At 74.1% G+C, this 15,970-nt stretch carries 16 protein-coding genes; 6 read left to right on the top strand and 10 right to left on the bottom strand.

Features of this window, described 5'->3' with window-relative positions; genetic code table 11:
- The first annotated feature begins 24 nt into the window (after positions 1-24).
- Entirely contained in the window at positions 25-1,368 is a 1,344-nt protein-coding gene (locus ACULK2_RS15040; RefSeq protein ID WP_445969863.1) for a type I glutamate--ammonia ligase, read from the top strand.
- 63 nt (positions 1,369-1,431) lie between these two features.
- On the opposite strand, the gene ACULK2_RS15035 is transcribed toward ACULK2_RS15040, so the two are convergent.
- The 3 genes from ACULK2_RS15035 to ACULK2_RS15025 all read right to left on the bottom strand — a co-directional run bounded on the left by ACULK2_RS15035 (position 1,432) and on the right by ACULK2_RS15025 (position 3,278).
- The gene (locus tag ACULK2_RS15035) at positions 1,432-2,139 is read right to left on the bottom strand and encodes a hypothetical protein (RefSeq protein WP_445969862.1); all 708 of its coding nucleotides are present in this window, start codon (positions 2,137-2,139) and stop codon (positions 1,432-1,434) included.
- A 167-nt stretch (positions 2,140-2,306) separates the two neighbouring features.
- Complete coding sequence (locus ACULK2_RS15030; protein ID WP_445969861.1) at positions 2,307-2,981, bottom strand: O-methyltransferase; 675 nt, start codon at positions 2,979-2,981, stop codon at positions 2,307-2,309.
- Positions 2,982-3,059: 78 nt separating this feature from the next.
- Positions 3,060-3,278 carry a hypothetical protein gene (locus ACULK2_RS15025; protein ID WP_445969860.1) on the bottom strand — a complete coding sequence of 73 codons (219 nt, stop codon included), beginning with the start codon at positions 3,276-3,278 and terminating at the stop codon, positions 3,060-3,062.
- A gap of 166 nt (positions 3,279-3,444) precedes the next feature.
- Here ACULK2_RS15025 and ACULK2_RS15020 point away from each other — a divergent pair, with 166 nt between their 5' ends.
- Positions 3,445-4,227 (top strand): VOC family protein, encoded by a 783-nt coding sequence (locus ACULK2_RS15020; RefSeq protein ID WP_445969859.1) that lies wholly within the window; start codon positions 3,445-3,447, stop codon positions 4,225-4,227.
- An 81-nt stretch (positions 4,228-4,308) separates the two neighbouring features.
- Here ACULK2_RS15020 and ACULK2_RS15015 read toward each other — a convergent pair whose 3' ends face one another.
- Positions 4,309-5,805 carry a VOC family protein gene (locus tag ACULK2_RS15015; RefSeq protein ID WP_445969858.1) on the bottom strand — a complete coding sequence of 499 codons (1,497 nt, stop codon included), beginning with the start codon at positions 5,803-5,805 and terminating at the stop codon, positions 4,309-4,311.
- Positions 5,806-5,985: 180 nt separating this feature from the next.
- On the opposite strand from ACULK2_RS15015, the gene ACULK2_RS15010 reads away from it, so the two are divergent.
- Positions 5,986-6,150 carry a hypothetical protein gene (locus ACULK2_RS15010; RefSeq protein WP_501044934.1) on the top strand — a complete coding sequence of 55 codons (165 nt, stop codon included), beginning with the start codon at positions 5,986-5,988 and terminating at the stop codon, positions 6,148-6,150.
- Here ACULK2_RS15010 and ppk2 read toward each other — a convergent pair.
- The 3 genes from ppk2 to ACULK2_RS14995 are packed head-to-tail and all read right to left on the bottom strand — an operon-like array spanning position 6,147 to position 8,564.
- The gene (gene ppk2 / locus ACULK2_RS15005) at positions 6,147-6,962 is read right to left on the bottom strand and encodes a polyphosphate kinase 2 (RefSeq protein WP_445968639.1); all 816 of its coding nucleotides are present in this window, start codon (positions 6,960-6,962) and stop codon (positions 6,147-6,149) included. The genes ACULK2_RS15010 and ppk2 overlap by 4 nt on opposite strands.
- Positions 6,963-6,984: 22 nt before the next feature.
- A complete protein-coding gene (locus tag ACULK2_RS15000; protein ID WP_445968638.1) occupies positions 6,985-8,148 on the bottom strand; it encodes an RNA polymerase sigma factor in 1,164 nt (387 codons plus the stop codon).
- 5 nt (positions 8,149-8,153) lie between these two features.
- On the bottom strand, positions 8,154-8,564 hold the full coding sequence (locus ACULK2_RS14995) for a YciI family protein (RefSeq protein WP_445968637.1): 411 nt from the start codon (positions 8,562-8,564) through the stop codon (positions 8,154-8,156).
- A gap of 348 nt (positions 8,565-8,912) precedes the next feature.
- Between ACULK2_RS14995 and ACULK2_RS14990 the strand changes: the two genes are divergently transcribed.
- Together ACULK2_RS14990 and ACULK2_RS14985 are read left to right on the top strand one after the other, a co-directional pair.
- Complete coding sequence (locus ACULK2_RS14990; protein WP_445968636.1) at positions 8,913-9,347, top strand: DUF1761 domain-containing protein; 435 nt, start codon at positions 8,913-8,915, stop codon at positions 9,345-9,347.
- A gap of 149 nt (positions 9,348-9,496) precedes the next feature.
- Positions 9,497-10,864 carry a coiled-coil domain-containing protein gene (locus ACULK2_RS14985; protein WP_445968635.1) on the top strand — a complete coding sequence of 456 codons (1,368 nt, stop codon included), beginning with the start codon at positions 9,497-9,499 and terminating at the stop codon, positions 10,862-10,864.
- Here the strand turns inward: ACULK2_RS14985 and ACULK2_RS14980 are convergent.
- Positions 10,861-11,244 carry a hypothetical protein gene (locus ACULK2_RS14980; RefSeq protein WP_445968634.1) on the bottom strand — a complete coding sequence of 128 codons (384 nt, stop codon included), beginning with the start codon at positions 11,242-11,244 and terminating at the stop codon, positions 10,861-10,863. The genes ACULK2_RS14985 and ACULK2_RS14980 overlap by 4 nt on opposite strands.
- Before the next feature lie 68 nt (positions 11,245-11,312).
- Here ACULK2_RS14980 and ACULK2_RS14975 point away from each other — a divergent pair, with 68 nt between their 5' ends.
- The gene (locus ACULK2_RS14975) at positions 11,313-12,638 is read left to right on the top strand and encodes a hypothetical protein (RefSeq protein ID WP_445968633.1); all 1,326 of its coding nucleotides are present in this window, start codon (positions 11,313-11,315) and stop codon (positions 12,636-12,638) included.
- A 47-nt stretch (positions 12,639-12,685) separates the two neighbouring features.
- Here the strand turns inward: ACULK2_RS14975 and ACULK2_RS14970 are convergent, their stop codons facing one another.
- Together ACULK2_RS14970 and ACULK2_RS14965 are read right to left on the bottom strand one after the other, a co-directional pair.
- A complete protein-coding gene (locus ACULK2_RS14970) occupies positions 12,686-13,741 on the bottom strand; it encodes an NAD(P)H-dependent flavin oxidoreductase (protein WP_445968632.1) in 1,056 nt (351 codons plus the stop codon).
- Positions 13,742-13,962: 221 nt separating this feature from the next.
- The gene (locus tag ACULK2_RS14965; protein WP_445968631.1) at positions 13,963-15,729 is read right to left on the bottom strand and encodes an HNH endonuclease signature motif containing protein; all 1,767 of its coding nucleotides are present in this window, start codon (positions 15,727-15,729) and stop codon (positions 13,963-13,965) included.
- Positions 15,730-15,970 lie beyond the last annotated feature (241 nt).

Genomic DNA, 15,970 nt, shown 5'->3' with positions numbered 1-15,970 from the left:
CCCCGGCGGGTGAGGAGACTCGGCATGAACCGATCCGTGCGCTTCGACGACATCCGCGCCCTGCTCGTCTGCCACGTCGACAACGCGGGCATCTCGCGCGTGAAGGTGCTGCCGCACCGGCGGCTGCTGTCGGCGAGCACGCACGGCGTCACGATCTCGCACAGCGCGGGCGTGCTGTTCTCGGTCGACGACCACCTCAACTCGACGCCCGACGTCGACCCCGTCGTGGGCGACCTGCGCGGCATCGCCGACACCTCGTCGATGGCCATGCTCGACCGCGAGGCGCGGCTCGCGTGGGCGCCGGCCGACCTCTTCTCGCTCGACGGCACGCCGCACCCGACGTGCCAGCGCACCGCGCTGCGGCGCGTGGTCGACGACGCCGAGGACGCCCGGGTGACCTTCACCGTCGGGTTCGAGCTCGAGTGCACGGTGTTCCGCCCGGCGGACGAGCCCGGCCGGCCGCCGGTGCCGGCGACCACCGGGCCGGCCTATTCGACGCGGGCCCTCCTCGAGGTGGAGGCGTTCGCGTTCGCGGCGCTCGAGGCGCTCGATGTCGCTGGCGTCCCGGTCGACCAGATGCATCCGGAGTTCGGCAGCGGCCAGCTGGAGTTCGCGTTCGCGCCGCGCGACCCGATGGCGGCGGTCGACGACCTCGTGCTCGCGCGAGTCGTGCTGACACGGCTCGCGCAGCGCCACGGCCTGCTCGTCTCCTTCGCGCCCGTGCCGATCCCGGGCGGTTCGACGAACGGATGCCACGTGCACCTGTCGGCGCGACGCGACGGCCGCAACGTCTTCGCCGACCCGAAGGCGAAGCTCGGGGTCACGCCGCTCGGTGCGAACATGATCGCCGGCATCCTCGACCGCCTCGAGGAGGGCGTCGCGCTCCTCGGAGGCAGCGTGCTCTCGTTCGCCCGGCTGCGACCGCACGCGTGGGCCGGCGCCGACGTCTGCTGGGGGCCCGGCAACCGCGAGGCGGCGATCCGATTCGTGCCCGGCCAGGCGGGCATGGGCGCCGAGCAGTCCAACATCGAGGTCAAGCCGGTGGATGGCGCGGCGAACCCCTACCTGGCGCTCGCGGCCATCCTCGCTGCCGCGCTCGACGGCGTCGCGCGCGACGCGGCGCCCCCGAAGCCCGTGCACGTCGATCCCTCGACGCTGACGGCCGCGCAACGCCGGAGCGCCGGCATCCGCCCCCTGCCCGCCGACCTCGGCTCGGCGCTGCACCGCCTCGAGTCGAGCGAGTTCTACCGCGGCGTCTTCGGCGACGTGCTCGTCGACGCGTACGTCGCGGTCCGCCAGCACGAGTGGGAGGCCTACGGCGAGCACGTGCCGGAGGACGTGGCGGACCTCGTGCGCTGGCGGTACTGAGTCGGGCGGGTCCTCCCTGCCGAGCGCTCGCCGGCGACGAGCGGCGGCCGGCGCCGGCGCCCGTCAGCCTGACGGCGTCGGGGTGGTGCCGAGATCTCCCGTCACGCGGGCGTGCGCGCCGAGCGGGCCCGTGAGCGCGAGCTCGAAGTGCGTGCCGTCGACGACCGCCGCGTAGTACACGCGGGTTCCGCGCGGCAGCTCGGCGAGTTCCGCCCCGTCGAGCGTGAGCAGGAGGTCCTCGTCGGTCGACACGGCGAGTTCTGCGGGGAAGGCCGCCGCGCTCCCGAGACCCGAATCGGCGTAGGAGCGCAGTCGACCGGCGGCGAGCGCCGCGGCATCCTCGAGTTCGCGCTCCTCGGACACGACCGCGAGGGCACTCGCTCGCGGCGATTCGGGCGCCGACCCGACGTCGAGGCGTTCCGCGAGCACGGTGATCGCGAGCGTCGGGACGGCGCCGAGCACCAGCGCGATCGCGCCGATCCAGATGCCGGCGATCGCCATCGGCGACGTCGTGCGCCGCGCGCGGCGCTCCCACCGCCGGGCGTACACCCCCAGCGCGACGGCGGCGATGCCCGGCAGGGCGAGCAGGATCGCGGTGGAGACGTCGCGGAACGGATTCGTCACGAGCTGCAGGCCGGCAAGGGCGCCGAGCAGCATCGAGAGCACTGCGGCGAGCCGGACCCGGGTCGGTTCGAGCGGACCGGGTGGGGTCGGTGCGGGCGTGACGGCGGTCTCGCTCGGCGCGTCGGTCCCACCGTCCGGCGTCGTCATGCGCGTTCCCCCTCACGTGCGGCGACGGTGCATCGTGGCCATCATCCTCGCGCGAGGTCACGTTTCAGGAGCGAGACGATTGCGATCCGGTCACGGCGCGTCGGCGGGTCTGCGCGTCGTCCGCGGCGCCTGTGCCGGATCCCCGGCTCGCCCCCCTCGGTCGCGACTCAGGTGACGATCGCGACGGCCAGGCCGTCCCACCCCTTCGCACCGATGGTCTGGAGCGCAGTCGCCTCGAAGCGAGGATCGGACCCGAGCAGGTCGAGGGCGCGCCGCGAGCCCTGCACCATCGGGTCGGCGGATGCCGCGTCGGCGACGTCGCCCGCGCGCACGACGTTGTCGACGACGACCACCGTGCCGGGACGTCCGAGCCGGGCCGCCCAGTCGAGGTAGGTCGCGTTCGACTCCTTGTCGGCGTCGATGAACACGAGGTCGAACGGCTGCTCGCCGCGCTCGGCCATCCGCGCGAGCGACTCCGACGCGGGCCCGACGCGGATCTCGACCTTGTCGCCGACCCCCGCCCGTTCGAGGTTCGCGCGCGCGACGTCCGCGTGCCGCTGCTCCAGCTCGAGCGTGACGACGCGACCGTCGGCCGGGATGCCGCGGGCGAGCCAGGTCGTCGAGTAGCCGCCGAGCGTGCCGATCTCGAGCACGCGTCGCGCTCCCGTCATCCGTGCGATGAGGTGCAGCAGCTTCCCGGCGAGGGGCGTGACCTCGATCGCCGGGAGGCCGGCGGTCGCGGCATCGGCCAGGCCCTGTTCGAGCGCCGGATCGTCGCCGACGAGGGTGTCGGCGAGGTAGCGGTCGACGCGTCGCTGGTTCTCGTGGGTGGGCTCGGCCATGGGGCCAGCCTCCGCCCGCGACGCCGTCGCGTCAATGCCGAGCCCCTCGTCGCGCGCCGCAGCCCGGGCCTCGGACCCTCAGCCGCGTCGCCCCGCGGAGGCGCCCCCGCCCCTGCGGACGAGGCGCGCGACGGCGGCGCGCAGGCCGATCTCGGTGCGTTGCGGGGGAGCCGATTCGAAGCCGTCGTGAAGGTGGACGGGACCGGTGAAGGCCATCGCCCCGCTCCATCCGGGGTCGGCCCACGGGGCGGAGCCGCCGTGCTGAGGTGTCACGTGGATTCCGGTGGCAGCGCTCATGTCATCCTCCTGAGGTGTCGTCATCGACGATCGGATCGCGCCGACGCTGCCCGCCCATTCTCCTCCTGTCACGGCGCGGCCGCATCGGGGATCGCGCGAGCCGCGGCATCCGGTCGGCAGCCGCGGGCCTTGCCGGGTGTCGGCGGACCCCGCGAGCATGGGTCGCATGGTTGACGCAGCCGCGCCGGATGGCGCCGAGCCCGAACCCGAACTCGATTCCGAAGTCGACCCCGCGCCCGGGCTCGACCCCGCGCCCATCCCCGCCCCGCCGCGTGCCATCTCGCCGGAGCAGTTCCACGACGCCGACGGGGTCGACGACTGGCGCGTGCTCTACTGGGGCGCGCACGCGTTCTTCCGGGCCTCGTCGTACGCCGCAGCGGCCCGGTTCGTGGCGGCGATCACGGCCCTCGACGAGGTCGTCGCGCACGAGCCCGACGTCGACCTGCGCCACGAGGGCGTGGCAGTGAAGCTGATCAGCCGCGACCTCCGCGACCTCAGCACGCGCGATGTCGAGGTCGCGCGCATCATCTCGCGCGTCGCGCGCGAGCAGGGCCTGACGGCGGATGTCTCGGTGCTGCAGGTCGTGCAGACGGCCGTCGCCTCGCCGCCCTCGGCCGACGTCACCCCGTTCTGGACGGCCGTGCTGGGGTACGTGCGGCCGAACGACACGCACCTCGTGGACCCGCTGCGCCGCGGGTCGTCCGTGTTCCTGCAGCCCGCGGAGCGGGTCGGCCCGCAGCGCGGGCGCATGCACGTCGACGTCTGCGTGCCGCACGACCAGGTGCACGCGCGCATCGAGGCCGCGCTCGCCGCGGGCGGCCGGATCGCCGACGACTCGTTCGCCCCCGAGTGGTGGACGCTCGCCGACTCGGAGAACCACGGCGTCGACCTCACGACATGGTGGGGCCGCGAGTCGACGCGCCTCGAGGAGGAGCGGCCCGGCGGCTGAGGCGGGCCGGCGAGATGCCCTCCGCCGGTTCGGTCCCCCGGCGGAGTGCCTCGCGAAGCGACGCCTCGCTCGCCCGATCGTTCATCGGGGCCCTTCCCGGTCGGGCCAGATCGCGATGTCGACCTTGTTGCCCGACGCGTCGGCCAGCGTCCACCATCCACCGTCCTCGGAGCCCGCGGCGATCCGGCCGCCGGCGCGGAGCGCCGCGTCGACGCGAGCCCGGCCCACGGCGCGCGGCACCGAGACGTCGAGGTGGAACGCGTGCTCGAGCGACTTCTCGGGCGGGAGTCCCTGGAACCACAGGCTCGGACCGCGGCCGTCGAGGTCGATGAGATCCTCCTCGCCGTGCTCGGCGTAGGCGAAGAGCTCGCGCCAGAAGGGTCGCACCGGGACTCCGGGTTTCGCGGCGATCGCGATCTGCACGGTCTGCACCTTCGACGGGTCCGGCTGCATGCCGAACGCCCGCGCCGCCGCCGAGACGCGGCGCGCGAGGTCGAGGTCGGCCTCGACGAGCTCGGTGACGTCGCGCGCGAGCCGGACGGCGAGCCCGTCGGCGCGCAGGTCGAGGTGCAGCCGGTCGGCGCCGTCCAGCTCGGCGAGTTCGGCCGCCAGCGCCGCGCTCCGCGCGAGCGACTCCGCGTCGAACCACGCGGTCGGCCCCCAGAAGACGACCGGCCAATCGTCGAGGTCGGATGCCTCGCGGAACGCCCCGAACATCGCTTCGCCGTGCTCGAGCTCGGCGGGCCCGGCGGCGACGATCGGTCGCGTTCGCGGTGCGGTCGCGGCATCCGTCGCCGAGGCGGCCGCATCGCCGGCCTCGGGCAGCGCGGAGGCCCCGTCCCACTCGCCCGTCGAGTGGTCGGCACCGGCGCCGTCGGCACCGGCCCGCCCGAGGCGCAGGACCTCGAGCGACGCGGGCTCGTCCTCGGGCACGGGGAGGTCGGGCCAGGTGACGAGGTCGACCTTGTTGCCGGCGGCGTCGGCGCACGTCCAGTACTGCGGCGCCTCGCGGTCGAACGCGAGGCGCCCGCCCGCGTCGAGTGCTGCGGTCAGACGCGTCGCGGCGACCTCGCGAGGCAGGGCGAGGTCGAGGTGCATCGCGTGCCGCAGCGGCCGCTCGGGGTCGAGCGGCTGGAACCACACCGACGGCGCGCGCCCACGCGGGTCGACGAGGTCGTCGCCGACGTGATCGTCGTAGCCGAGCACGGCCCGCCAGAACGGCAGCACCTCGTCGACGGGCCGGCTCGTCGCGATCGCGACCTGCACGTCCTGCGTGCGCTGCGGCTGCGGGGTGAGCCCGTGTGCGCGGGCGACCGCCGAGATCGCCCGTGCCCGCCCGGCGGCGCCGTCGTCGAGGTCGATGAGATCGCGCACGACGCGCACGATCACGCCGTCCGGCCGGACGTCGATGAGCGCCGGATGCTCCGCCAGCGCCTCGATCGCCGCGATGTCGGTCGCGAACGCCGTGCCGGCACGCACCGACCCGGTCGCGAAGCGCGCGACGGGCCCGCAGTACGCGACCCGCCAGTCGTCGAGCCCGTCCTCGGCGAGGAAGGCGAGCCGCTGCTCCTGGCCCATGCGTCCTCCGTCCCTGGGCGTCGCGCCCGACGCGCCGAAGATAGCGGAACATCGGCGGATCCGGAAGCCCGCCTCCGCCCGCGTCGGCGCCCGCGCCTGGGGCGGCGCCCGCGCCCGGGGCGGCGCCCGGGACGGCGCGCGGCAGGCGCGAGCCGGAGGCATCCGCTCGCCACCTCGACCGTGACGGACATCGGTGTCTCGTCCGACGCCCCCGCCCGCTTCTCGACCGTGACGGATGTGGGTGTCTCGTCCGACGCCCCCGCCCGCTTCTCGACCGTGCCGGACGTCGGTGTCTCGTCCGACGCCCCCGCCCGCTTCTCGACCGTGACGGATGTGGGTGTCTAGTCCGACGCCCCCGCCCGCTTCTCGACCTCGCGCGCGTAGTCGGGCACGGAGTTCGTCCACTGGCGGGGCGGGCGCTCGTAGCCGGCCGACGGCGGGCGCTCGGGGATCTCGATCGGGTCCTGCGGCACCGGCTCCCACGGCACCTTCGAGAGGATGTGCGCCATCACGTTGATGCGCGAGCGCCGCTTGTCGTCGCTCTCGATCTCGTACCAAGGGGCCTCGGCGATGTCGGTGTGCAGGAACATCGTGTCCTTGGCGCGCGAGTAGTCCTCCCACTTGGTGATCGAGCTGAGGTCGGTCGGCGAGAGCTTCCAGCGGCGCATCGGGTCGTTCAGGCGGGAGCGGAAGCGCTCCTCCTGCACGACGTCGGACACGCTGAACCAGTACTTCAGCAGGATGATGCCGTCCTCGACGAGCATCCGCTCGAAGATCGGCGCCTGGTGCAGGAACCGCTGGTACTCCTCGTTCGTGCAGTAGCCCATCACGCGCTCGACGCCGGCGCGGTTGTACCAGGACCGGTCCATGAGCACGATCTCGCCACCGGCCGGCAGGTGCGGCACGTAGCGCTGGAAGTACCAGCGCGTCGTGTCGCGCTCGCTGGGCGCCGGCAGCGCGACGATGCGCGTCTGGCGGGGGTTCATGTACTCCGAAACGCGCTTGATCGCGGAGCCCTTGCCCGCGGCATCCCGCCCCTCGAAGATGACCACGACGCGGGCGCCCGACTGCTGCACCCATTTCTGCATCTCGACGAGCCGCGCCTGCAGGGTCTTCAGCTCCTGCTCGTACAGCGGCTTCGGCATCCTCTTGCCCATCGCGGCACCCCTGCACCGAAGCCTAGAGCGGATGCCGCACTCCGCGGCCGAGTTGAGCGTTGAGTCGCGCCGCCTGCCGGGTGAGGTGGTCGCGCTCCGGGATCGTGGGCGCCGCCCGTGCGGCCTCGGCGTAGAGGCGCGCGGCCCTGGCCGGGTCGCCGTCGCGCTCGTGCAGCCACGCGGCGACCGCGTCGTAGCGCGGGAGCGCCGGATCGAGCTCGGCGAGGGCCGCGAGGCCCGCGCGCGCGCCATCCGCCTGCCCCACGGCGACGGCCCGGTTCAGGCGCGCGACCGGGCTGTCGGTGAGATGCACCAGCTCGTCGTACCACTCGACGATCTGCACCCAGTCGGTCTCGTCGGCCGTGGGCGCGTCGGCGTGCAGCGCTGCGATCGCCGCCTGCGCCTGGTACTCGCCGAGTCGGTCGCGGGCGAGGGCGGCCTGCAGCACGGCGACGCCCTCGGCGATGCGCCGGGTGTCCCAGCGCGACCGGTCCTGCGCCTCGAGCGGCACGAGTCGGCCCTCGGCGTCGGTGCGCGCCGGGCGTCGGGCGTCGTGCAGGAGCATGAGCGCGAGCAGGCCCGCAGCCTCCTCGTGCCGGGTCATGGCGGCGAGCTGCCTGGTCAGGCGGATCGCCTCGTCGGCCAGGTCGACGTCGCCCGAGTAGCCCTCGTTGAACACGAGGTAGAGCACGCGCAGCACCGTCGCGACATCCCCCGGCTCGGTCAGGCGCACGCCCGCGATCGTGCGCTTCGCCCGGCTGATGCGCTGCGCCATCGTCGCCTCGGGCACGAGGTAGGCGTCGGCGATCTGCCGGGTGGTGAGACCGCCGACGGCGCGCAGCGTCAGCGCGATCGCCGAGCCCGCGCTCAGCGACGGATGCGCGCAGAGGAAGTAGAGCTGCAACGTGTCATCCGTCGACGGCACCGGCCCGGGCGCCGGCTCGCGGTCGACCAGCTCCTCACGCGTTCGCCGCGACGTCTCGGCGCGGGCGGCGTCGAGGAACTTCCGCCACGCGACCGTGACGAGCCAGGCCTTCGGATCCCGCGGCGGGTCGTCGGGCCACACGCGGAGCGCCTCGACGAGCGCCTCCTGCACGGCGTCCTCCGCCGCCGGGAAGTCGGCTCCCCGGCGGCAGAGCACCGCGATGGCCTCGGGGATGAGGCCGCGCAGGACCGCGTCGTCCATCGGCGTCACTCGGTGACTGCGGGTGCCTCGTCGGCGAGGAAGGGACGCAGCTCGAGCCATTCGTGGATCGGGCGCCCGTCCTTGCCGGGCGCGGCCGAGAGTTCGCCGGCCAGCTCGAGGGCGCGCTCGTGCGAGTCGACGTCGATGATCATCCATCCCGCGATGAGGTCCTTGGTCTCGGCGAATGGGCCGTCGGTGACGGGCGGACGGCCGGGGCCGTCGTACCGCACCCATTCGCCCGTGGGGGCGAGGGCGTCGGCGCCGACGAACTCGCCGGTGCCCTCGAGCCGCTTCATGAAGTCGCGCATGTACTGCATGTGCGCGTCGAACTCGTCGGGCGTCCATTCCTCGAGCGGGACGTCGTTCACCCCGGCCGGCGCGCCTCGGTAGTGCTTGAGCAGCAGGTACTTCGCCATCGTGTCCTCCTTCGTGCCCTCCGGCCATTGTGGCCGGATCGGGTCGTTCACGTCTGGGACGGAGCGGGGCGTGCATTCTCGACATCCGCCTGCAACGTCTCGTCGTCCCGTCGTCTCGTCGTCTGGCACGGGATCGAGATGCCACTTGCGTCGGGAATGTCTTGCCGGATGGCGCCTCACGTGGCATCTCGGCGTGCGGCCCTCGGCGTGTGGGGTGCGGGTGCGGGTGCGGGTGAGACATCCGTTCTCGCCTGCGCGGTGCTGGTCGCGCGCGACCGCACCGGAGTACGCTCGCGCTCAGCGACCGTGGCGAGCGGATGGCGCGGCCGGCGCCACGAGGAGGCGGAGATGACGGTCCCCGAGATCAACTACTGGGCGGTACTGCTCGCGACCCTGTCGAGCATGGTCGTCGGCACGATCTGGTACGCGAAGGGCGTGTTCGGCACGCGCTGGTCGAAGCTCGCGAACGTCGACATGGACCAGGCCGCGTCGACCGCGGCGGGCGCCATCATCGTGACCGTGCTGGTGAGCTTCGTGACCGCGTGGGTGCTCGCCGGCGCCTCGACGATCGCGTGGCACTTCTACGGCGGCAGCTACCTCGTGGCGTCGCTGTTCACCGCGCTCATCCTCTGGGCGGGCTTCACCGCGGCGCGGTTCATCACGCACGACGCGTTCGAGCGTCGACCGTCGTCGTTGACGATCCTGAACATCGCGCACGAGCTCGTCACGCTCATCGTGATGGCGCTGATCATCGGGCTCTGGCCGCCGGCCGGCACGGTCTGAGACGCGGGCGCCGCTGGGCGCCCGACGCGTCGAGCGTGGCATGCGCCGGGCTCGCGGCGAGCGAGGGTGGCGTGTGCTGCGCGCCAGGGCCGCACGAGTCCCGGCATGCTCGCGGCATCCGCCCACCCTGCCGACCGTAGGATCGGAGAATGGCCGGATTCTGGGGCAAGCGCAAGCGCGAGGAGCTGCAGGCGCAGCAGGAGATGCAGGCCCAGGACGTCGACCTCGCGAAGCGGGCGCGCTCGGAACTCGTGGAGGCCGATGAGCGCATCCGGGTCACGACCGACGAGCTCGACTTCGCCGAGGCCGAGCTCGGCGCCGACGCGACATCCGCTCTGCGCGAAGCGATCGTCGCGGTGCGCACGCACCTCGGCGAGGCGTTCCGGCTGCACCAGCTCAACCACGACGAGATCCCCGACACGGCCGAGGAGCTCCGGGCCCGCAACTCGCGCATCGTGCAGCTCTGCGAGTGGGCGGAGGACGTGCTCGACGAGCACACGTCGGCGCTCGCCGAGCGCATCGCCCGCGCGCGGCGCGCGCCCGAGATCATCGCCGGCGTGCGGGGCGACGTCGCGCGGCTCCGCCAGCGCGTCCCGCACGCGCGCGAGACCGTCGACCGGCTCGCGGCGCGGTACTCGGACGAGGCCCTCGCCCAGGTCGAGGCGAATCCGGCCGAGGCCGAGCAGCTGCTCGGGTTCGCCGAACACGGCGTGGGTGTCGCCGAGCGGCGGCGCGAGGCCGGGCAGCGGGAGCAGGCGAACCTCGCCCTCGAGGCGGCCGTCGAATCGGTGCGCCGCGCCGCGACCCTGCTCGACGCGGTGGAGACGTTCGAGGTCGAGGCGCTGCGCGCCGAGTCGACGCTCGCCGCGATCGTCGAGGACTCGCGCGAGGACATCGTCGTCGCGCTCCGCGAGCCCCACTCGCCGACCGTCGCCGCGGCCATCGCCGAGCTGCAGACCGCGCTCGCCGCGCTGCCGGCCGCGGGCGTCAACACCGACCCCTTCTCGCAGCTGAGCCGCCTGCGCGAGGCGAACGCGGGGCTGGATGCCGCGATCGCCGCCGCGCGCGAACGTGCGGCTCGCCCGATCCCGCCGCTCGAGCATGTGCGGCACGCGATCGACGACGCCGACCGCCAGCTCGCCGTCGCGCGCGACGTGATCGCCGGCCACCGCGGTTGGATCGGCGCCGATGCCCGCACCCGGCTCGCCGAGGCCGAGCGCGTGCGCCTCGACCTCGACCGCTACCTCGGCCTGCCGGCCGCGACCGTGCCGGCCATCGGCGAGGACCACCGCGAGCCCGCGATGACCATGGCCCGCCGCGCCGCCTACCTCGCTGGCGAGGCCCTGCAGCTGGCCAAGCGCGACATCGACTCGTCGCGTCCGCAGGATCCGGGCCAGTGGGGCGGACCGGGCGGGCCGGGCTGGGGCGGCGGACGCCGCGGTGGCGGCGGCGACATGATGGGCGGCATCCTCGGCGGCCTCGTCATCGGCAGCATCCTCGACGGCATCTTCGACTAGCGGCGCCTGCCGCTGGCGCTGCGAGCGGCATCCTCGGCGGCCTCGTCATCGGCGGCATCGTCGACGGCATCTTCGACGGCATCTTCGATTAGCGGCGCCTGCCGCTGGTGCTGCGAGCGGCTGACGGCGTCGGCCTCGTCATCGGCGGCATCGTCGACGGCATCTTCGACGGCATCTTCGACGGCATCTTCGATTAGCGGCGCCCGCCGCTGGTGCTGCGAGCGGCTGACGGCGTCGGCCTCGTCATCGGCAGCATCTTCGACGGCATCTTCGACGAGCGGCGCCTGCCGCTGGCGCTGCGAGCGGCTGACGGCGTCGGCGTCGGTCTCGGCGGCGGCGTCGGCGGCGCGGGCTCGGCTGCGTCGGGCCCGTCGACCCACCCGTCCCCGACCGTCCCAGGCCCGCGCTCTTCATGGTGCCCTTCCAGCTCGGCTCGTAGAATTCATGCATGGCCGGGTTCTGGGCCGGGCGCCGACGCGGTGCTTCGGAACTCGAGGCCCGCGGCGCCGAGGCGAAGCGGGTCGGGTCGGCCCTGTTCGCCGCCGACGAGCGCATCCGGCTCGCCGCCGAGGAGCTCGGCTTCGCCGAGGCCGAGCTGGGGGCGGATGCCGCGACCGCGCGCACGGCGGCGATGCTCGTCGTCGCGCGCGACCGCCTGAACGAGGCGTTCCGGCTCAACCGCCTGAACCGCGACGCGATGCCCGCCGCGGCCGACGAGGTGCGTGCGCGCACCGTGCGCATCCTGGAGCTGTGCGAGTGGATCGAGCGGGCGCTCGACGAGCAGACCTCTGCGCTGGCCGAGCGGATGGCGCGTGGGCGCCGGGCACCCGAGGCGATCACCGGGCTGCGGGTCGACGTGGAGCGCCTGCGCGCCCGCATCCCGCCCGCCCGTGACACCCTCGCCCGGCTCGCGGCGCGCTATGCGCGCGAGGCGCTGGCCGACGTGGCATCCGGCCCCGCCGAGGCGGCCCGTTACCTCGGCTTCGCCGAGCACACGCTCGTCGTGGCCGGGCGGCGACTCGAGACCGGCGAGCGCGAGGCGATGATGGTGGCGCTCGAGGCATCCGCTCGTTCGGTGCGTCGCGCCGAGACGCTGCTCGATGCCGTCGACGGCTTCGAGATCGCGGCGCTGCGCGCCGAGACGGAGCTCGGCGAGCTCGCCGCGGACGCTCGCCGCGACCTCGCCGCCGCGCTCGCGGAGCTTCGCGCCCGTGGGGTCGCCCCATCGGGTTCGCCCGCCCTCGCCGCCGCGTCCGTCGCTGCGCCCGTCGGATCCCGCACACGGGCCATCGCCGATGCGGTCGTCGGGCTCGAGGCGGCGCTCGCCGCCCTGCCCGCGGCGGGGGTCGACACCGACCCGATCGGGCACCTCGATCGGCTCCGCGAGGCGCACGCCGCGCTGGGTGCCGCGGTCGCGGCGGGCCGCGAACGAGCCTCGCATCCGGCGCCCCCCGCGCGCCACGTGCATCACGCGGTGGCGGACGCCGACCGTCAGCTCGACCTCGCGCGCGACGCGATGGCGGCGCACCCGGGTCGCATCGGCGCCGCCGCGTTCGCACGGCTGGCCGAGTCGGAGCACCTCCGCATCGACCTCGGGCACTACCTGGGCAGCTCCGCATCGGAGGTCTCGGTCGTCGATCTCGATCATCGCGAGCGCGTGATCGAAGTGGCCCGTCGAGCCGCCGCGCTCGCGGCGGAGGCCCTGCAGCTGGCGCGGCACGATCTCGAGGGGGATCGGCGCCGCGGGCGGAGCTACGTCGAGGCGGTGCGCTGAGGGTCGCTGCGGGATTTCCCTCCGTCACCGCCGGCCGCGCTGCGCGCTCAGCCCACGCCCGCCAGGAGCTCGTCGAACACCTCGCCCGCGTCATCCCGCATTGCGAGTCGCCCGGACTGTCCCATCCACAGGGCCTGCAGGTCTCCGCGCCCCTGTCGCACGGCCTCGGCGCGGAATCGGCCGGTGATCCAGTTCTGCATCGGGAACGGCGCGGTCCCGCCGGCCGCCGACAGCTCGCGCACGGCCCGGTTGGCGGCGCCCCGCGCCATCCGCCCGCTCATCACCCGCGTGAGCACGGTGTCTTCAGCGGCGGTCGCCGCGATCGCCTCGCGGTGCGCGTCCGTCGTGGCCGATTGCCGCGTGCGCAGGAACGCCGAGCCGACCTGCACGCCCGCCGCCCCGAGTGCGAGCGCGGCCGCGACGCCGCGCCGGTCGGCGATGCCGCCCGCGGCGATCACGGGCACGTCGACCGCGTCGACGACCTGCGGGATCAGCGAGATCGACCCGACGAGCGCCTGCTCGGGTTCGCGGAGGAACGCGACCCGGTGCCCGCCCGCCTCGAGCCCGGTCGCGACGACCGCGTCGACTCCGCCCGTTTCGAGTGCGACGGCCTCCTCGACCGTGGTCGCGGTGGCCAACAGTCGGATGCCGCGCTCCCGGGCGCTCTCGACCACCCCTGCGGGCGGCACCCCGAACACGAAGCTCGCCACCGCCGGTCGCACCTCGAGCACCGCCGCCCACTGCTCCTCGAACGTCGGCAGGAACCGCTCGGGCGCCGCCTCCGGCACCGGCATGCCGAGCTCGTCGAAGAACGGGCGAGCGGATGCCACGGCCCGCTCGAACGCGCCCGGTTCGGGCGTGGCATCCGTCGCCATCGGCAACCAGAGGTTGAGCGCGATCGGGCGGTCGGTCGCGGCGCGCAGCGCCGCCGCCGTCTCCGTGATGCGGTCGGCGTCGTACCCGTAGAGCCCGAATGAGCCGAGGCCGCCGCGCTCGCTCACGGTCGCGGTCAGCTCGACCGACGACAGTCCGCCGAACGGTCCGAGCACGATCGGGTGGCGGATGCCGAGTCGCTCGGTGAGCCGCCTGGTCGCGTCGGTCATGGTCCTCCTCGGGTGTCGCGGCCGACTGCCGCGCTCGTCTGAATCCTCGCGCTCTCCGTGGTGCTCTCCGTCGCGCCGGGCGCCGCAGTTCCAGCACGTGCCGCTCTCGACGAGCGCTCCGCACTCCGTGCACGTGTCGGCGAGCCAGCACACGTCGCCGGTGACGCCATCATGGTCACGTTCCGGCTGCTCGAGGTCGCCGGATCTCGCCCCCGCGTCAGTCACGTGCCCATTGTCCCGCCGTCTCGATGGAGCCGCACCCGCGCGAGGTCGTCGGTGGCTTCGCACCGTGGCGGTGACGGCGGTGACGGCGGTGCCGGCGGTGCCGCACCGTGGCGGTGACGGCGGTGCCGCACCGTGCGGACGGCGGTGCCGAACCTGCTCGGGGTCGCAGAATGGCCTCGCGCGCGAGGTTGCTCATGCGGCCGACCGATCCGCGGGCTGCGCGAAGCGCGCGCGGCCGCCGAGTCGGGGTGTGCGGGCGGGGTCGACGTGCGGGGGAGGGATGAACCAGACCTCGGATCGGGTGGCCCGGATGTCCCACCCTCGCGGTGGATGCGGTGGTGGCAGAAGGAGCACAACATCACTCCGTTCGACAGATCGGTGTGGCCGGCGTCGCGTTCCCACCAACGGATGTGGTGCGCGTCGACGTAGGCGACGTTCTCGCCGCAGGATGCGCAGCCGCCGTCGCGTTCGGCGAGCGCGAGGCGCTGCGCCCGGCTGAAGAGCCGCGCCGACCGGCCGAGGTCGAGCGGCACGCTCTCCCGGCCGAAGACCGCGGGGATCAGTTCGGCGTCGGCGGCCATGCGCCGGGCGGTCGAGGCGGAGATCGGCTGCTCGAGGCCGTCGACCCGTGCATGACCGAGCCCGTCGACGAGGGTCTCGTGATCGAGGCGCACCACGACCGTCACCTTCGCGAGCGGGGCGAGTGTCTGCTCGCAGCCCAGCACGTGTCGTGCGATGGCGGCGAGCGCGTCGGCCTGGATCTGAGGGATCGTCCGTGTGTCGGCGACGATCGGGCGCGTGCGCGAAGAGTCGAAGGACTCGTCGACCGAATCTGCAGCGCCGGGATCGGCAGCACGCGTGTGAACTCCGGCCGGATGCGCGGTGGTCGCGCACGCTGCTCCCGAAGCGACGGCACCCGCCTGCGCACCCGCGTGCAGCGTTCCCGACCCCGCCGCCGCCTCGCGCCGCCGGAGCACGTCACTGACGAGCGTCTCGACCGCGGCCTTGATCGGCGCCGCGCTCTCGGGGTCGAGCCGTGCGTGGAGGTGGACCATGCCCGAGCGATCCTCGCGGATCGTGAGCGAACGCTCTTCGCGCAGCTGCTCTTCGCGCGGTTCGACGCCATCGCGGTCGAGCCGGGCCTCCGCCTCGCGGACGCCGCGCATGAGCAGGTCGAGCGACACGTCGCCCGCGAGCTGGACCAAGGCCGCCTCAGTGCGCCCCGCGAGCTCGGGGTCGGCGCGCACGCGCACCCGGTCGAGCATCGACGTGATCGCCGACGCCGCGTCGACGCCGATGCGACCGGACTCGAGCGCCGCCGCGACGTGCGGACGCCGCGCCGCCCCACGCTCGCCACCGAAGGTCTGCCGTTCGGCGGTCGCCGTGCCGACCGCGATGAGCTTCGCCGCGTCGTTCCGCGAGGCGCCGGTGGCGGCGGCGATCATGCGCACCGGATTGTGGAACCCCTGCGACCGCGCGAGGCCCGCCTGGCCGAGCTCCGCGTTCGACCGCTTCGACACCTCGGCGGCGACCTGCGCGAGCAGCGTCTCGGCGTCACGACGCAGGCGGGCGAGCGCGTCGGTCACGCGCACGAGCCCCGCGTCGCTCATGCGTTCGAGCTCGACCCGCCCCGCGGCATCCGTCGCCCCTGACCGCGGCAGCGCCGGCAGCGCAGGCAGCGCAGGCAGCGCCGGCAGCGCGCCCTGCCACGCCGCGCGCAACGCCTCGACATCGCGGTCGAGGGTGCGCAGCGGCTGTTCCATGACTCCATGCTGCACCGACCCACTGACATTCGAGGCTCGCGAAAATCACGCCTGATCAGCGAAATCGCCTGTGGAGAACGTCAGCGACGAGCTGCCTGTGGAGGACGAGTGGAACGACAGCCGGCGAGAAGATCCGAGCCCGTCGCGCCATGTGTTCGTTCCGTTCTCGTACCACTCCCGCCCGGGTGGGCAGGGTGGGAGCGGGATGGGAACCGGCGTCATGCGGGGGAGTCTGGCATGG

It is taken from the genome of Agromyces molybdatiresistens (assembly GCF_052748445.2).
Note: the sequence above shows the minus strand (reverse complement) of the source record. Positions and strands in the feature narration are given on the sequence as shown.